16 protein-coding genes are annotated in these 14,940 nt (G+C 68.0%); 7 read left to right on the top strand and 9 right to left on the bottom strand.

Annotation, left to right across the window (positions count from 1 at the left end; genetic code table 11):
- Window positions 1–13: 13 nt before the first annotated feature.
- The 8 genes from MNAB215_RS04755 to MNAB215_RS04720 form a co-directional block, all read right to left on the bottom strand.
- On the bottom strand, window positions 14–337 hold the full coding sequence (locus MNAB215_RS04755; protein WP_077077678.1) for a DUF3349 domain-containing protein: 324 nt from the start codon (window positions 335–337) through the stop codon (window positions 14–16).
- A 49-nt stretch (window positions 338–386) separates the two neighbouring features.
- A complete protein-coding gene (locus MNAB215_RS04750) occupies window positions 387–686 on the bottom strand; it encodes a hypothetical protein (protein ID WP_077077677.1) in 300 nt (99 codons plus the stop codon).
- Window positions 683–1,885, bottom strand: a complete 1,203-nt coding sequence (locus MNAB215_RS04745) for an inorganic phosphate transporter (protein WP_077077676.1) — start codon at window positions 1,883–1,885, stop codon at window positions 683–685. The genes MNAB215_RS04750 and MNAB215_RS04745 overlap by 4 nt, the downstream gene beginning before the upstream one ends.
- Before the next feature lie 97 nt (window positions 1,886–1,982).
- Window positions 1,983–2,390: a VOC family protein gene (locus tag MNAB215_RS04740; RefSeq protein WP_077077675.1), complete on the bottom strand. Its 408-nt coding sequence runs from the start codon at window positions 2,388–2,390 to the stop codon at window positions 1,983–1,985.
- 35 nt (window positions 2,391–2,425) lie between these two features.
- Window positions 2,426–3,322 (bottom strand): SDR family oxidoreductase, encoded by an 897-nt coding sequence (locus MNAB215_RS04735; protein WP_077077674.1) that lies wholly within the window; start codon window positions 3,320–3,322, stop codon window positions 2,426–2,428.
- A gap of 33 nt (window positions 3,323–3,355) precedes the next feature.
- A complete protein-coding gene (locus MNAB215_RS04730; RefSeq protein ID WP_077077673.1) occupies window positions 3,356–4,258 on the bottom strand; it encodes a 1,4-dihydroxy-2-naphthoyl-CoA synthase in 903 nt (300 codons plus the stop codon).
- 12 nt (window positions 4,259–4,270) lie between these two features.
- Complete coding sequence (locus MNAB215_RS04725; protein ID WP_077077672.1) at window positions 4,271–4,726, bottom strand: nitroreductase family deazaflavin-dependent oxidoreductase; 456 nt, start codon at window positions 4,724–4,726, stop codon at window positions 4,271–4,273.
- A 14-nt stretch (window positions 4,727–4,740) separates the two neighbouring features.
- A complete protein-coding gene (locus tag MNAB215_RS04720) occupies window positions 4,741–5,694 on the bottom strand; it encodes an aldo/keto reductase (protein ID WP_077077671.1) in 954 nt (317 codons plus the stop codon).
- A gap of 84 nt (window positions 5,695–5,778) precedes the next feature.
- Between MNAB215_RS04720 and MNAB215_RS04715 the strand changes: the two genes are divergently transcribed.
- Complete coding sequence (locus MNAB215_RS04715; protein ID WP_077077670.1) at window positions 5,779–6,327, top strand: TetR/AcrR family transcriptional regulator; 549 nt, start codon at window positions 5,779–5,781, stop codon at window positions 6,325–6,327.
- Here MNAB215_RS04715 and fadD8 read toward each other — a convergent pair.
- Window positions 6,324–7,925, bottom strand: coding sequence for a fatty-acid--CoA ligase FadD8 (gene fadD8, locus MNAB215_RS04710; RefSeq protein ID WP_077077669.1), 1,602 nt, complete (start codon window positions 7,923–7,925; stop codon window positions 6,324–6,326). The genes MNAB215_RS04715 and fadD8 overlap by 4 nt on opposite strands.
- Window positions 7,926–8,056: 131 nt before the next feature.
- Here fadD8 and MNAB215_RS04705 point away from each other — a divergent pair, with 131 nt between their 5' ends.
- The 6 genes from MNAB215_RS04705 to MNAB215_RS04680 all read left to right on the top strand — a co-directional run bounded on the left by MNAB215_RS04705 (window position 8,057) and on the right by MNAB215_RS04680 (window position 14,917).
- On the top strand, window positions 8,057–9,673 hold the full coding sequence (locus MNAB215_RS04705; RefSeq protein ID WP_077077668.1) for an amidohydrolase: 1,617 nt from the start codon (window positions 8,057–8,059) through the stop codon (window positions 9,671–9,673).
- Window positions 9,670–10,644 (top strand): o-succinylbenzoate synthase, encoded by a 975-nt coding sequence (locus MNAB215_RS04700; protein WP_077077667.1) that lies wholly within the window; start codon window positions 9,670–9,672, stop codon window positions 10,642–10,644. Before MNAB215_RS04705 ends, MNAB215_RS04700 begins: the two co-directional genes overlap by 4 nt.
- Window positions 10,637–11,425, top strand: a complete 789-nt coding sequence (locus MNAB215_RS04695) for an alpha/beta fold hydrolase (protein ID WP_077077666.1) — start codon at window positions 10,637–10,639, stop codon at window positions 11,423–11,425. Before MNAB215_RS04700 ends, MNAB215_RS04695 begins: the two co-directional genes overlap by 8 nt.
- A 92-nt stretch (window positions 11,426–11,517) precedes the next feature.
- Entirely contained in the window at window positions 11,518–13,167 is a 1,650-nt protein-coding gene (gene menD / locus MNAB215_RS04690) for a 2-succinyl-5-enolpyruvyl-6-hydroxy-3-cyclohexene-1-carboxylic-acid synthase (RefSeq protein ID WP_077077665.1), read from the top strand.
- A complete protein-coding gene (locus tag MNAB215_RS04685; RefSeq protein WP_077077664.1) occupies window positions 13,164–13,685 on the top strand; it encodes a DUF3592 domain-containing protein in 522 nt (173 codons plus the stop codon). The genes menD and MNAB215_RS04685 overlap by 4 nt, the downstream gene beginning before the upstream one ends.
- 80 nt (window positions 13,686–13,765) lie before the next feature.
- Window positions 13,766–14,917, top strand: coding sequence for a glycosyltransferase family 4 protein (locus tag MNAB215_RS04680; protein ID WP_077078420.1), 1,152 nt, complete (start codon window positions 13,766–13,768; stop codon window positions 14,915–14,917).
- Window positions 14,918–14,940 lie beyond the last annotated feature (23 nt).

The following is a 14,940-nucleotide window of genomic DNA, read 5'->3' as shown; positions in this document are numbered from 1 at the left end:
GCACGCAGAACAGCTATGCGTGCGCCTCGCCGTTGAGATTATCGTCCGTGTCGTCCTGCGCGTCGTCCAGTGGCCAACCCTTGGCGGCCAACCGGGCTCGCACCCGCTCGATGTCCGATTCCGCGGGCAGCTCGTCGGTGAGCTTGCTGATCATCACGCCGATGTCGATCTTGTCGAAGTCACCGCGCAGCATCAGCTCGTTGGCCACGAGCTTGACCTCGTCGTTGGACAACCGGTTGGCCAGCAGCGCAAGTAGCGCAAAGGTATCGGTTGGCGGGACGCCTTCCGGATAACCCGCGCGCAGCCACGAGACGACCGAACTCAGGAATCGGTTCACTTGATCACTCCGCCCGGGGGCTCGGTTGTTCGTGGACGACGATTCGATGTTACTTAAGCTTTGCCCCCAGGAACGGATACCCCGTGTGGTGGGCAATGAAATCACGTGCGATGTAAAGCACGCCGATGACGATCACTGTGACAACCAGTGCGTAGATCAGCCAGGCCAGTCCGGTCAGCACAGGGTTCTTCTGCGACGTGGTGCCCTCGGCGCCGGCGGCCCCGGCCCCGACTGCCTGCAGCCGGATCCCGAAGGCGAACAGCCCCGGCAGTGCGGCCCCGGCCAGCATGCTGAAGAACAAGATCTTCAGAGAGGCCTCGTAGTTGAACCACTCGCTGAACTGGCTCATGATGCACTCCCGGCGCTAACGCTGTCGTCGCCTACTTTGGGGCTCCCGGAACTGGGTGGCTCTTCGAGCCCGGCGGTCAGGTCACCTTTCCATTCGTCGTTGACGTTGTGTTGGTCGACCTTGTTCTTGCGCGACCGCATGTAGATGACGGTGGAGACCGCGATCAGCAGTCCGAACCCGACGATCGCGCCGGGGTAGCCGCCGATGTAGTGCACGATCCAGTAGGTGACCGCCCCGACCAGCCCGGCCAGCGGAAGCGTCACCAACCACGCGACCGCCATGCGTCCGGCCACACCCCAGCGCACCTCGCCGCCGGGCTTGCCCACTCCGCTGCCCATCACCGAGCCGGTGCAGACCTGCGTGGTCGACAGCGCGTAGCCGAAGTGAGCGGACAGCAGAATGACTGCGGCAGAGGATGATTCGGCGGCCATCCCCTGCGGCGACGTGATTTCGACGAGTCCCTTGCCCATGGTGCGGATGATTCGCCAGCCGCCCAGGTAGGTACCCGTCGCCATCGCCAGGGCGCAGGCCACGATGACCCACATCGGCGGGACCGCGGCGCTCTTGCTGACCGAGCCGTACGACATCAGCGCCAGGAAGATGATGCCCATCGTCTTCTGCGCGTCGTTGGTGCCGTGGGCCAGCGAGACCAGCGACGCCGAGCCGATCTGGCCGCGCCGGAACCCGGCTTCGGTGCGCTCCTTCTGCAGGCCGCGGGTGATCCGGAAGACCGCCCAGGTCGCGACTGCGCCGACGATGAGGGCAATGAACACCGACACGACGGCCGGGATGATCGCCTTCGACATCACGCCGTGCCAGATCACCCCGTGGGCGCCGACCGCGGCGATCGTGGCGCCGACGATGCCACCGATCAGGGCGTGCGACGAGCTCGAAGGAATACCGAGCAGCCAGGTCAGCAGGTTCCAGACCACACCGCCGACCAGCCCGGCGAACACCAGTTCCAGCGACACGACGCTGGAATCGATGAGGCCCTTGGCGATTGTTGCCGCGACGGTGGTGGAGAGGAATGCGCCCACCAGGTTGAGCGCCGCGGACAACGCGACGGCAGTCTTGGGCTTCAGCGCACCACTGGCGATGGAGGTTGCCATCGCGTTGGCGGTGTCATGGAAGCCGTTGGTGAAATCGAACGCGAGTGCCGTAACTACGACAATGATCAAGAGGAACAGTTGTATGTCCACAGCGCCTGATTCTGATGGTTGGGGAATTAAATTGTCGAATGCTCGGGGAAGGTAATCGCAGGTATATCTCGACTCGTCGCCAGATGTTACCTGTCAGTTAACCGGACTTTCCCTGGCGTTCACTTCGGGTGTCGCGGCGTAATGGGTGGTCACCCGGCACCTCGACGAAGATCAGCGTAAGGCCATCCGGATCGGTCACGTGCATCTCCTTGAGACCCCACGGTTCGCGCCGCGCCTCACGGGCAATCGGTACCCCGCGGTCCGTCAGCTCAGCCTGGGTCGCCTCGATGTCGCGGACCTGTAGCCACAGTGCCCCGGGGACGGCTCCCCGGGAATGGTCCGGACTGCTCCAGCCGGCCAGCTCCAGCAAAGATTGGCCGGCGAAAAATACTGTGCCCGCGCCGTATTCGCGGGCTATCGCCAGGCCGATCTCGTCGCGGTAGAACGTCAACGACCGCTCATAGTCCGCCGGACGAAGCAGCATCCGGCTGGACAGGATCTCCATGGGGGTGTGTCTATCACGTCGCTGGCCCTTATGGGTCAGCTACTTCCTTCTCGGTTCGGCTGCAGGTTCTGGCGCGCCATGATGGTGTTGACGAAACGGGGCCCGACGATGTCCAGCGCCCGCGCGGCGATGGCCATCCGCGGCGCGATCCGCACCGGCCGCCGCCGCGCCGCCGTCACCATCCACTCGGCGGCCTCTTCGGACGTGAGAGCGGGCAGCCCGTCGTAGGCGCGGGTGGGCTCGATCATCGGCGTGGCCACCAGCGGGTAGTACAGCGTCGTCGAATGCACGCCTCGCCGGCCCCACTCCGTCTCGGCGACGCGGCTCACCGCCGACAGCGCGGCCTTGGACGCGTTGTACACCGAGAACAGCGGCGAGGCCTCCGACAGCACACCCCAGGTCGACACGTTGATGATGTGACCGTCGCCGCGCTCGAGCATGCCGGGGGCCAGGCCGCGGATCAGGCGCAGCGGCGCGTAGTAGTTGAGCACCATCGTCCGCTCGACGTCGTGCCAGCGCTCCAGCGACTCGGCCAGCGAGCGGCGGATGGACCGGCCGGCGTTGTTGATCAGGATGTCGACGCCGCCGATGCGCTCGTCGACATCGGCGATGAGTGCGTCGACGGCATCCATGTCCGAGACGTCGCACGGGATCGATATCGCGTTGCCGCCCGCGGCCGTGATCCGCTTCGCCAGCGCGTCCAGCCGGTCCTGACGACGGGCGACGACCACCACGGTGGCGCCCTCGCGGGCCAGTTGTTCGGCCCCCGCCTCGCCGATGCCAGACGATGCCCCGGTCAGCAGAATCCGCTTGCCGTTCAGGTCAATCGGTTTGGCGACGGGCTGGTTGACCAGCACCTGCGGCCCACCGGGCGGCCGCATGCTTGCCAGCACGATCTGATCTCGGAACCGGCGAAGCGGACTTTTGCTCACACGTCGGGAGTCTAAAGGGGTGGCCGTCGCCGACTAGAAGTAGCGCGGATAGGGGCTCCAGTCGGGTGGCCGCTTCTCCAGGAACGCGTCGCGGCCCTCGACGGCCTCATCGGTCATGTACGCCAGCCGGGTCGCCTCGCCCGCGAACAACTGCTGGCCCACCAGACCGTCGTCGAGCAAGTTGAACGCGAACTTCAACATCCGTTGCGCCTGAGGCGATTTGGCGTTGATCGCCGCCGCCCACTCGATGCCGACCTTTTCCAGGTCGGCATGCTCGACGACCTCGTTGACCGCGCCCATGTGGTGCATCTGTTCGGCGGTGTACGGCCGGCCCAGGAAGAAGATCTCGCGGGCGAACTTCTGGCCGACCTGACGGGCCAGATACGCGCTGCCGTAGCCGCCGTCGAAGCTGCCGACGTCGGCGTCGGTCTGCTTGAAGCGGGCGTGCTCGCGGCTGGCCAGGGTCAGGTCGCAGACCACGTGCAGGCTGTGCCCGCCACCGGCGGCCCACCCGTTGACCAGGCAGATGACCACCTTGGGCATAAACCGGATCAGCCGCTGCACCTCGAGGATGTGCAGCCGGCCTGCCTGGGCGGCGTCGACCGTGTCGGCGGTCTCGCCGGAGGCGTACTGGTAGCCGGAGCGCCCACGGATACGCTGATCGCCGCCGGAGCAAAATGCCCAGCCCCCGTCCTTCGGCGACGGCCCGTTGCCGGTCAACAGCACCACACCGACATCAGGGGACATCCGGGCGTGGTCGAGCACCCGGTACAGCTCGTCGACGGTGTGCGGGCGAAACGCGTTGCGCACCTCGGGCCGGTCGAACGCCACCCGCACCGTCGCATCGTCGACGTGGCGGTGATAGGTGATGTCGGTCAGATCGCCGAACCCGTCGACTTCCCGCCAGGCGTGTGCGTCAAAGGGATTACCGCTCAAGGGGTTCAACTCCTATGCCGGGTCGAGGCGAAACACGGCGCAACGGCCGGCCAGCGCCTCGAACTCGTCGGGACGACCTTCGGTGACCAGGCCGGCTCGCTTCATGAAACCGACGCCCGTCGGCACCTCGGTCGGGAAGACCCGCAGGAACGGACGCGCCTCAGCGGCGGACAACTCCACCATCCGTACCCGCTCCCGGGTGCGGCCACGGCTGACCGTGACTTCGCCCGCGGCCCTGACGTTTCGTACCCAGTCCGCGCCGGGGAAGCCGGCGACGACGTACCGTTTGCCGTCCACCGTCATGGGGGTGACGGGCGTCGACCGGGGCGTGCCCGACTTGCGGCCCGGCACGGTCAACACCACCGGGCTCTCACCGCCGAAGCTCAGCCCCAGCCGCGACATCTGAATGAACACCTTGTTCGCCGGTTTCAGCCACCACGGCGGCTTGACGCTTTCAGCATCTGCCATGCCTGTCACAGTAGTCAGGCGGTCGGCGCCTCCTGGACCGGTTCTTGGAAGCTGGCCAAGCCGTGGAACTGCGGGCCGTCGCCCGGTGCGGTGACGCCGTCCAGCCGCGCGAGCGCGTCGGCCCCCAGCGCGACGGACCCCGCGCCCAAGTTCTCCTCGAGGTGCGCGATCGACCGGGTGCCGGGAATCAGCAACGTGTTCGGCGCGTGCGCCAACACCCACGCCAGCCCCACCTGGGCGGGTGTGGCGCCGAGTTCACCGCCGATGTCGAGCACCACGGGGTTGTCGGTGACCTTGGGAAAGCCCGGGAACGCAGAGCCCAGCGGGAAGTACGGCACCCACGCGATGCCCTCGGCGACGCACGCCTGCAGCGTCGCTTCCTGCGTCCGGTCGATCAGGCTGTAGGCGTTCTGCACGCAGACGATCCCGGCCGGCAGTGCGCGCCGCAGCACGTCCAGCGGTACGGCGCTGATGCCGATCGCGCCGATCTTGCCCTCGTCGCGCAGCGCTATCATCTCGGCCAGTTGATCGTCGACGTCGACGATCTGGTCGCCCTCGGCGGCCAGGCCGGGCCCCAGGTCGAGGCGCCGCAGATTGACCACCGGAACGCAGTCGAGGCCCAGTTGGCGCAGGTCGTCTTCGACGGCCGCACGCAGCTCGGCAGGCCGTTGCGCGGCGGCCAGCGGTATCGGGTTTTCGCCGGTGTAGCGCGCGCCGACCTTGCTGACGATGACGAGGTCGTCAGGGTAGGGGGCCAGTGCCGCGCGGATGCGTCGATTGACTTCGCCGGGGCCATAGAACGACGCGGTGTCGATGTGGTTGACGCCGAGTTCGACGGCTCGGCGCAGCACCGCGGTGGCGTCGGATGCCGTCACGTCTTCGAACAGCTGCATGGCCCCGTAGCCGACGCGGGCGACTGCCGCCGTGCCGATGCTGCCGACTCCGCCCGGCTGTGGTGTGTCCGTCATGGTGCTCCTAGATCGTGAGACACTCGATAAATGCGGAGGACCCTCCGCTTGCCCGAGCATAACAGAAACGGAGGATCCTCCGCTTTGGCCGCACCACGCCGGTCCGACGCACGCCGGAACCGCGAGAAGCTCCTCGAGGTGGCCACCGCGGCCTTCGCCAGCGCCGAGGGCCGACCGGTGTCGCTGGAGTCGATCGCGCGCGAGGCCGGCGTCGGGATTGGCACGCTCTACCGCCATTTCCCCACCCGGGAAGCCCTGGTCGAGGCGATCTACCGGGCCGAGCTCGCCGAAGTCGCCGCCGCGGCGGGGCAGCTGCTCACCCGGCATCCGCCTGCGGCCGCGCTGCGTCGCTGGATGGACCGCTACGCGAGCTTCGTGGCCGCCAAGCGCGGGATGGCCGAGTCGCTGCACGCGATCTTCGACTCAGGCGCCATGGAGCCCAGTCAGACTCGCGACAGCATCGTCGGCGCCGTCGACCTGCTGCTGCGGGCCGGCGCCGAGGGCGGCGGCCTGCGCGCCGACGTCCAGGCCGACGATGTGGTGTCCAGCCTGATCGGCATCTTCCTGGCCAGCGGCTCGCGGGAGCAGACCGGCCGCATGCTCGACCTACTGGCGGCGGGGATCGCTACCTAGCCGACGGCGCGGCCGGCGCCCTCCCAGAACCGCGCCCGCACCGCCTTCTTGTCCGGCTTGCCCAGCCCGGTCAACGGCAGCGCGTCGACGATCTCTATCCGCTTGGGTGACTGCACCGAACCCTTGCGGTCTTTGACCGCGGCCTGGATCTCGGCGGTCATCGCCTCGATCGCGGCGTCGTCGGTCGGGGCGTCGGAGCGCAGCACCACCACGGCGGTCACGGCCTCGCCCCACTTGTCGTCCGGCGTGCCGACCACGCACACCTGCGCGACGGCCGCATGCTCGGCGATGACGTCCTCGACCTCGCGGGGGAAGACGTTGAAGCCGCCGGTGACGATCATGTCCTTGACCCGGTCGACGATGAAGTAGAAGCCGTCCTCGTCCTCGCGGGCCATGTCGCCGGTGTGCAGCCAGCCGTCCTTGAACGTCTCGGCCGTCGCTTCGGGCAGCTGCCAGTAGCCGCCCGCCAAAAGCGGCCCACTGACGCAGATCTCGCCAGGCTCACCCTGCGGCACCGGCTTACCGTCCTCGCCCAGCAACGCCACGCGCGCGAACAGCGTCGGCCGTCCACACGAGGTCAGCCGTTTCTCGTCGTGATCGGTCTTGGCCAGGTAGGTGATCGCCATCGGCGCCTCGGACTGGCCGTAGTACTGGGCGAAGATCGGGCCGAACCGCCGGATCGCCTCGGCCAGCCGCACCGGGTTCATCGCCGAGGCGCCGTAGTACACGGTCTCCAGCGACGACAGGTCCCGGGTGTGCGAATCCGGGTGGTCCATCAGCGCGTACAGCATCGACGGCACCAGCATGGTCGCCGTAATCTTCTGCTCTTCAATGGTTTTCAGCACCTCGGCCGGATCGAACTTTCCCAGCACCACCATCTCGCCGCCCTTGACCACCGTCGGCGTGAAAAACGCTGCACCCGCATGCGACAGCGGGGTGCACATCAAGAACCGCGGGTGCTCCGGCCATTCCCATTCCGCGAGCTGGATCTGCGTCATCGCGGCGATGTTCCCGGTGGTGCCCATGACGCCCTTGGGCTTGCCGGTGGTGCCGCCGGTGTACGCCATGCCCCCGATGTGGTCGGGTGCCAACTCGGCCACCACCAGCGGCTTGGGCTCGTATTTGGCCGCCTCGGCCGACAGGTCGACCGCCACATCTTTCAAAGCCTCGGGTACCGGGCCGATGGTGAGGACCTGCTTGAGGGAGTCCACCTTCTCCAGCAGCCCCAGCGCGCGCTCGACGAACGCCGGGTTGGGGTCGACGATCAGCGAGCTGGCGCCGCAGTCGGAGAGGACGTAGGCATGGTCGTCCAGCGACCCCAGCGGGTGCAGGGCGGTGCGCCGATAGCCCTGGGTTTGGCTGGCGCCGAGGATCATCAGCACCTCGGGCCGGTTCAGCGCCAGCAGCCCCACAGTCACGCCGGTGCCGGCGCCCAGCGCCTCGAACGCCTGCGTGTACTGGCTGATCCGCTCGGCAAGCTGACCACCGGTCAGCGTGGTGTCGCCAAGAAACAGCACCGGACGGTTCTTGTGGCGCTTGAGGGCGCCTACTAGCAAGTGGCCGTTATGGGTCGGATGGCGCAACAGATCGTCACTCATGTGGCCAGACTAGAACGTGTTGCAATTCTTGTCTGCTACCCCCTCGAAGGGCGGCCGCAGACTGGGCTTTCCGTGGCGACCCGCTTCTTACGGCTACACCGCACTCGCGATCGCCACTAGGCTTTCTGCCCATGGCCGATGCAGACCCCGTCGCTGAATTAGTCATCACCGGAACCGTATTGACCGTCGATGAATCCCAGCCCACCGCCGAGGCGCTCGCCGTGGCCGACGGCCGAATCGTCGCCGTCGGTTCGCGCTCCGAGGTCGCCGCGCACGTCGGCCCCGACACCCGGACCATCGACATCGGCGACGGCTGCGTCATGCCGGGATTTATTGAGGCGCATGGCCATCCGCTAATGGAGGCCGTCGCGCTGTCGGACCGGCTCGTCGACATCCGCCCGGTCACCATCCCCGACCCCGACGACGTGGTCGCGGCCATCCACCACGAGGTGGCAAAGCGGGGGGCGACCGGCGCCTACCTGAACGGCTGGGACGCGCTGTTGCAGTCGGGTCTGCCGGATCCCACGCTGGCCTGGCTCGACGACGTCGCGCCGGACAGCCCGCTGGTCATCATCCACAACTCCGGGCACAAGGCCTTCTTCAATTCGCGCGCCGCGCAGCTCAACGGGCTGACCCGCGACACCCCCGACCCGAAGGGCGCCAAGTACGGCCGGGATGCCGACGGTGAACTCGACGGCACCGCCGAGGAAATCGCCGCGGTGTTTCCGCTGCTAAGTGGCGCCATCCAGGCCGATAGCTACCCGGCGATGCTGCTCGACGAGTGTGTGCGGCTCAACCGCGCCGGGCTGACCACGTGTTCGGAGATGGCGTTCGACCCGAATTTCGGGCCGCTGGTCGAGGAGCTGAGCGGCAAGCTAACGGTGCGGCTGCGGACCTACGAGGTCTCCAATCCGCAGATGTCCACCACCGCAAGCCCCGGCGAGGGCGACGACATGCTGCGCCAGGTCGGCATCAAGATCTGGGTCGACGGCTCGCCGTGGATCGGCAACATCGCGCTGAGTTTTCCCTACCTGGACACCGATGCGACCCGCACCATCGGTGTGACGCCCGGCTCCTGCGGATGCGCGAACTACACCGCCGAACAGCTGCGAGAAATCGTCGCCGCCTACTACCCGCTGGGCTGGCAGATGGCCTGCCATGTGCAGGGCGACGCCGGCGTCGACACCATCCTCGACGTGTATGAGGAAGCGCTGCAACGCAATCCGCGCGACGACCACCGGCTGCGGCTCGAGCACGTCGGCGCCATTCGTGACGAGCAACTGCAACGCGCCGCCGATCTCGGCGTCACCTGCAGCATCTTCGTCGACCAGATCCACTACTGGGGCGACGTCATTGTCGACGGGCTGTTCGGCGAAGAGCGCGGATCCCGTTGGATGCCAGCAGGATCCGCGGTGGCCACCGGCATGCGCATCTCGCTGCACAACGATCCGCCGGTCACACCCGAAGAGCCGCTGCGCAACATCAGCGTGGCGGTGACCCGCACGGCGCCCAGCGGCCGGGTGCTGGCGCCCGAAGAGTGTCTGACCGTCGACCAGGCGATCCGCGCGCAGACCATCGACGCCGCGTATCAGTTGTTCGCCGACGACGTGATCGGCTCGCTCGAGGTCGGCAAATACGCGGACCTGGTGGTGCTGTCGGCCGATCCGCGCACGGTGCCGCCCGAGCGGATCGCGGACCTCGAGGTGCGGGCCACGTATCTGGCGGGCCGCCAGGTCTATCAGCAGTGACGCCGCGGCTGGCGGAACTACTGGACCGCCTGCACGTGGTGGCGCTGCCGATGCGGGTGCGCTTTCGCGGCATCACCACCCGTGAGGTCGCGTTGCTCGAAGGCCCGGCCGGGTGGGGGGAGTTCGGGCCGTTTGTCGAATACGGGCCGGTGGAGGCCGCCGCCTGGCTGGCCTCCGGCATCGAGGGCGCCTACCGGCAGCCACCCCCGCCGCGGCGCGACCGCATCCCGATCAACGCCACCGTGCCCGCCGTCGCCGCTGCTCAGGTACCCGAGGTGCTGGCCCGCTTTCCCGGCGCCCGTACGGCGAAAGTCAAGGTCGCCGAGCCGGGGCAGACGCTGGCCGACGACGTCGAGCGGGTCAACGCGGTGCGCGAACTGGTTGCGACGGTGCGGGTGGACGCCAACGGCGGCTGGACCGTCGAGCAGGCGGCCCGGGCCGCGGCGGCCCTGACGGCCGACGGCCCGCTGGAGTACCTCGAACAGCCCTGCGCAGGCGTCGACGAGCTCGCCGAGCTGCGCCGGCGCGTCGACGTGCCGATCGCGGCCGACGAAAGCATCCGCAAGGCCGCCGACCCACTTGCCGTGGTCCGGGCTCACGCCGCCGACATCGCGGTGCTCAAAGTTGCTCCACTGGGCGGCATTTCGGCCCTGCTCGAGATCGCCGCGCAGATCGACATCCCGGTCGTGGTCTCCAGCGCGCTGGACTCCGCGGTGGGGATCGCGGCCGGGCTGAGCGCGGCGGCCGCGCTGCCGCGCCTCGAGCATGCCTGCGGGTTGGGGACGGGCGGCCTCTTCGTCGACGATGTCGCCGAGATCGCCGCGCCCGTTGACGGAAGCCTGGCCGTCGGGCCGGTGACGCCGGACCCCGAACGGCTGCGCGCCCTGGCCGCGCCGCCCGAGCGGCGACAGTGGTGGATCGACCGGGTCAACGCCTGCTATCCGCTGCTTGTACCGTCGTCGAGTGATTAATTTGGCTTACGACGACCGCGGGTCGGGTGACCCCGTGGTCTTTATCGCCGGCCAAGGCGGACCGGGGCGTACCTGGCTGCCGCATCAGGTTCCGGCGTTTCTGCAGGCGGGATACCGCGTCATTACGTTCGACAATCGCGGCATCGGTGCCACCGGAAGCGCCGAAGGCTTCACGACGCAGACCATGGTCGCCGACACGGCTGAACTGATCGAATCCCTGGGCGCCGCCCCGGCCCGCATCGTCGGAGTGTCGATGGGGGCGTTCATCGCGCAGGAACTCATGGTGGCCCGGCCCGAGCTGGTGCACGCCGCCGTCCTGATGGCTACCCGCGGCCGCCTGGACCGAGCCCGTCAGTCGTTTCACGAGGCCGAGGACGAGCTCTACGGGTCGGGCATCCAGCTGCCGCCCGCTTACGAGGCGAAAGTTCGCCTGCTGGAAAGCTTTTCGCGCAAGACGATCAACGATGACGCGGCCGTCGCCGACTGGTTCACCATGTTCAGCACGTGGCCCGTGCAACGCACTGCGGGGCTGCGCTGCCAGCTGGGGGTGTCTCCCAAGAACAACCGGTTGCCGGCGTACCGCAGCATCGCGGCGCCGGTACTGGTGATGGGCTTCTCCGACGATGTGGTGACGCCGCCGCACCTCGGACGCGAGGTCGCATCCGCCCTGCCCAACGGCCGCTACCTGCAGATACCCGACGCCGGGCATCTCGGCTTCCTGGAGCGGCCGGAGGCGGTCAACAACGCGGCGCTGCAGTTCTTCGCCAGCGTCAACGCATGAGCTGTCCAAGCCCCGGCTGTGCCTTAATTGCCCGCTTCCTCCCCGGGCCGCTCGCGGCCCGCATCGTCAGCGGGCTGTGACACCCTGTAGGAATGAACCCGTCGACGACACAGGCCCGCGTCGTCGTTGACGAGCTGATTCGCGGCGGTGTTCGCGATGTGGTGTTGTGCCCCGGCTCACGCAACGCGCCGCTGGCATTCGCGTTGCACGACGCCGACCGCTCCGGGCGAATCCGGTTGCATGTCCGCATCGACGAACGCACCGCGGGCTTTCTGGCCATCGGCCTGGCGATCGCCGCAGGCGCACCCGTCTGCGTTGCGATGACGTCGGGCACCGCCGTAGCCAATCTCGGCCCGGCGGTGGTCGAGGCCAACTACGCGCGGGTGCCGTTGATCGTGCTGTCGGCCAACCGGCCCTACGAACTGCTGGGCACCGGCGCGAACCAGACCATGGAGCAGCTCGGCTACTTCGGTACCCAGGTGCGCGCCATGATCAACCTGGGTCTGGCCGAGGACGCACCCGATCGGCTGGATTCGCTCAATGCCACCTGGCGATCGGCCACCTGCCGAGTGTTGGCCGCTGCCACGGGTTCTCGCACCGCCAACGCCGGTCCCGTGCACTTCGACATTCCGCTGCGCGAGCCGTTGGTACCCGACCCGGAACCCCGCGGTGCGGTGATCCCGCCGGGCCGCCCCGACGGCAAGCCATGGACCTACACGCCGCCGGTCACCTTCGACCAGCCACTGGATATCGATCTGTCGATCGACACCGTCGTCATCGCCGGGCACGGTGCGGGCCCGCAGCCCACCCTCGCTCAGCTGCCGACGGTGGCCGAGCCGACTGCGCTGCCCGCAACCAACCCGTTGCACCCGTTGGCGTTGCCGCTGCTGCACCCCAAGCAGGTGATCATGCTGGGCCGCCCGACCCTGCACCGCCCGGTGTCGGCGCTGCTGGCCGACCCGCGGGTGCCGGTGTACGCGCTGACCACCGGGCCGCGCTGGCCGGATGTCTCGGGTAACTCGGCGGCCACCGGCACCCGGGCGGTCACGTCGGGCACGCCCGATCCGGCGTGGTTGCAGCGTTGCGCCCAGGTGCACGAGCACGCGCTCGCGGCGGTCCGCGATCAGCTGGCGGCTCACCCGTTGACCACCGGCCTGCATGTCGCCGCCGCCGTGGCCGACGCGCTGCGGCCCGGCGATCAGCTCGTGCTGGGCGCGTCGAACCCGGTCCGCGATGCCGCACTGGTGGGCCTGGACACCGAAGGCATCCGGGTGCGGTCCAATCGTGGGGTCGCCGGCATCGACGGCACCGTGTCGACGGCGATCGGGGCGGCCTTAGCCCACGAGCGCACCGGCACCCCGGAGAGTCCGGCCCGCACCGTCGCGCTGCTCGGCGACCTGACCTTCGTGCACGACAGCTCCGGACTGCTGATCGGCCCCACCGAGCCGACGCCACGAAACCTGACCATCGTGGTGTCCAATGACAACGGCGGCGGGATCTTCGAGTTACTCGAGCAGGGTGACCCGCGGTTTTCCGACGTGTCTTCCCGGATCTTCGGCACGCCGCACGACGTCGACGTGGGCGCGCTGTGTCGCGCCTATCACGTGGAGAGCCGGCAGATCGAGGTCGACGAACTGGGAGCGGCGCTAAGCGAATCCGGCACCGGCATGCGGGTATTGGAGGTCAAGGCCGACCGGTCCTCGCTGCGGCAGTTGCACGCCGCCATCAGAGCTGCCCTGTGAGATCGCCAAAGGCCCTGCTGCGCATCTTGATCCACGGGCGCAGCGATGAACCGCCGGATACCCGGGCGAGGGCCGTGTTGCGGTGGGTGCGCATCACGGTGCTCATCATCGCCGGTTTGGTGACGCTGCAGTCGGTGTTGCTGGTAGCCGGTGCCTGGCGCGACGACGTTGCCATTCAACACAATATGGGTGTGGCGCAGGCCGAGGTGCTCAGCGCCGGACCGCGGCGCTCGACTATTGAGTTCGTCACACCCGAGCGGGTTACCTACCGACCGGAGCTCGGCGTGCTATATCCGTCCGAATTGTCCACCGGCATGCGGATATACGTGGAATACAACAAAAGTGACCCCAATCTGGTCCGAGTCCAGCACCGCAACGCCGGGCTGGCGATCATCCCGGCGGGGTCCATAGCGGTGGTGGCATGGCTTGTCGCGCTGGTTACGCTGGGGGGGCTGGCCCTGCTGGACAAGCGATTGGACGATCAGGTCGAGTCCGGGCAGGTTACTGGCGGTAGTTGATCCCATGTTGAGCAGGAGATTTCGCGTCGCGTATGCCCGTCGGCAACCTTAACGACAGTCAAAGCTGCCACCGTGGGGGTGTGCGCGTTGCCATCGTCGCAGAATCTTTCCTCCCGCATGTCAACGGCGTCAGCAACTCGGTGGTCCGGGTGCTCGAGCATTTGCGCCAAAACGGCCACGAGGCCCTCGTTATCGCACCCGACAACCCGCCGGGTGAACCCCCTGCCGACCGCATTCACGACGGCGTCCAGGTGCACCGGGTGCCGTCTCGCATGTTTCCGAAGGTGACCACGCTGCCGCTCGGTGTTCCCATGCCCCGAATGCTGAAGATGCTGCGCGCATTCGAACCCGACGTGGTTCACCTCGCGTCGCCGGCGCTGCTCGGATATGGCGGGGTCCGCGCCGCCCGCTACTTGGGCGTGCCGACGGTCGCGGTGTATCAAACCGACGTTCCCGGCTTCGCGGAGAGCTACGGCATCGGGATGACGACGCGGGCGGCGTGGGCGTGGTTCCGCCACCTGCACCGCCTAGCGGACCGCACCCTGGCGCCATCCACCGCAACAGTGGAATCCCTTGTCGCTCATCGTATTCCGCGAGTTCACCAGTGGGCTCGCGGTGTCGACGTGATCCGCTTCGCGCCGTCGGGCCGCGACGAGCTGCTCAGGCGGCACTGGTCGCCGGACAATAAGCCGATCGTCGGGTTCGTTGGTCGTCTCGCTCCGGAAAAGCATGTGGAGCGCCTTGCCGCACTGGCGGCCGGCGACGCGGTCCAGGTCGTCATCGTCGGCGATGGTGTCGACCGGGCCAAGCTCCAATCGGCAATGCCCTCAGCAGTTTTCACCGGTGCGCTCTACGGTGACGACCTGGCCGCAGCGTATGCCAGCATGGACGTCTTCGTGCACGCCGGCGAGCACGAGACGTTCTGCCAAGTCGTGCAAGAGGCGCTGGCCTCCGGGTTGCCGGTGATCGCGCCCGACGCGGGCGGACCACGCGACCTGGTAACCCCATGGCGCACTGGACTTTTGCTGCCCGTCGACGAGTTCGAGTCCCGGCTGCCCGCCGCTGTCGACCACCTGCTCGAAGAGCGACCACGCTATTCGCAGGCGGCCCGGCGCAGCGTGCTGGCCCGCAGCTGGTCGGCCATCTGCGACGAACTGCTCGGCCATTACTGGGCGGTGCAATCGCCCTATGCGGGCGCCAAACCGCGCACGTCGCTTCGCCGGTATGCGTAACGGCAACCGCCGGCTACAAAGAA

It is taken from the genome of Mycobacterium numidiamassiliense (assembly GCF_900157365.1).
GTDB classification, from domain to species: Bacteria; Actinomycetota; Actinomycetes; order Mycobacteriales; family Mycobacteriaceae; genus Mycobacterium; species Mycobacterium numidiamassiliense.
Note: the sequence above shows the minus strand (reverse complement) of the source record. Positions and strands in the feature narration are given on the sequence as shown.

Bases quoted from the DNA above. Each gene is read 5' to 3' on its own strand.
- MNAB215_RS04750 (WP_077077677.1), bottom strand. From the start codon at position 686: ATGAGCCAGTTCAGCGAGTGGTTCAACTACGAGGCCTCTCTGAAGATC.
- MNAB215_RS04740 (WP_077077675.1), bottom strand. From the start codon at position 2,390: ATGGAGATCCTGTCCAGCCGGATGCTGCTTCGTCCGGCGGACTATGAG.
- MNAB215_RS04725 (WP_077077672.1), bottom strand. From the start codon at position 4,726: ATGGCAGATGCTGAAAGCGTCAAGCCGCCGTGGTGGCTGAAACCGGCG.
- MNAB215_RS04720 (WP_077077671.1), bottom strand. From the start codon at position 5,694: ATGACGGACACACCACAGCCGGGCGGAGTCGGCAGCATCGGCACGGCG.
- fadD8 (WP_077077669.1), bottom strand. From the start codon at position 7,925: ATGAGTGACGATCTGTTGCGCCATCCGACCCATAACGGCCACTTGCTA.
- MNAB215_RS04705 (WP_077077668.1), top strand. From the start codon at position 8,057: ATGGCCGATGCAGACCCCGTCGCTGAATTAGTCATCACCGGAACCGTA.
- menD (WP_077077665.1), top strand. From the start codon at position 11,518: ATGAACCCGTCGACGACACAGGCCCGCGTCGTCGTTGACGAGCTGATT.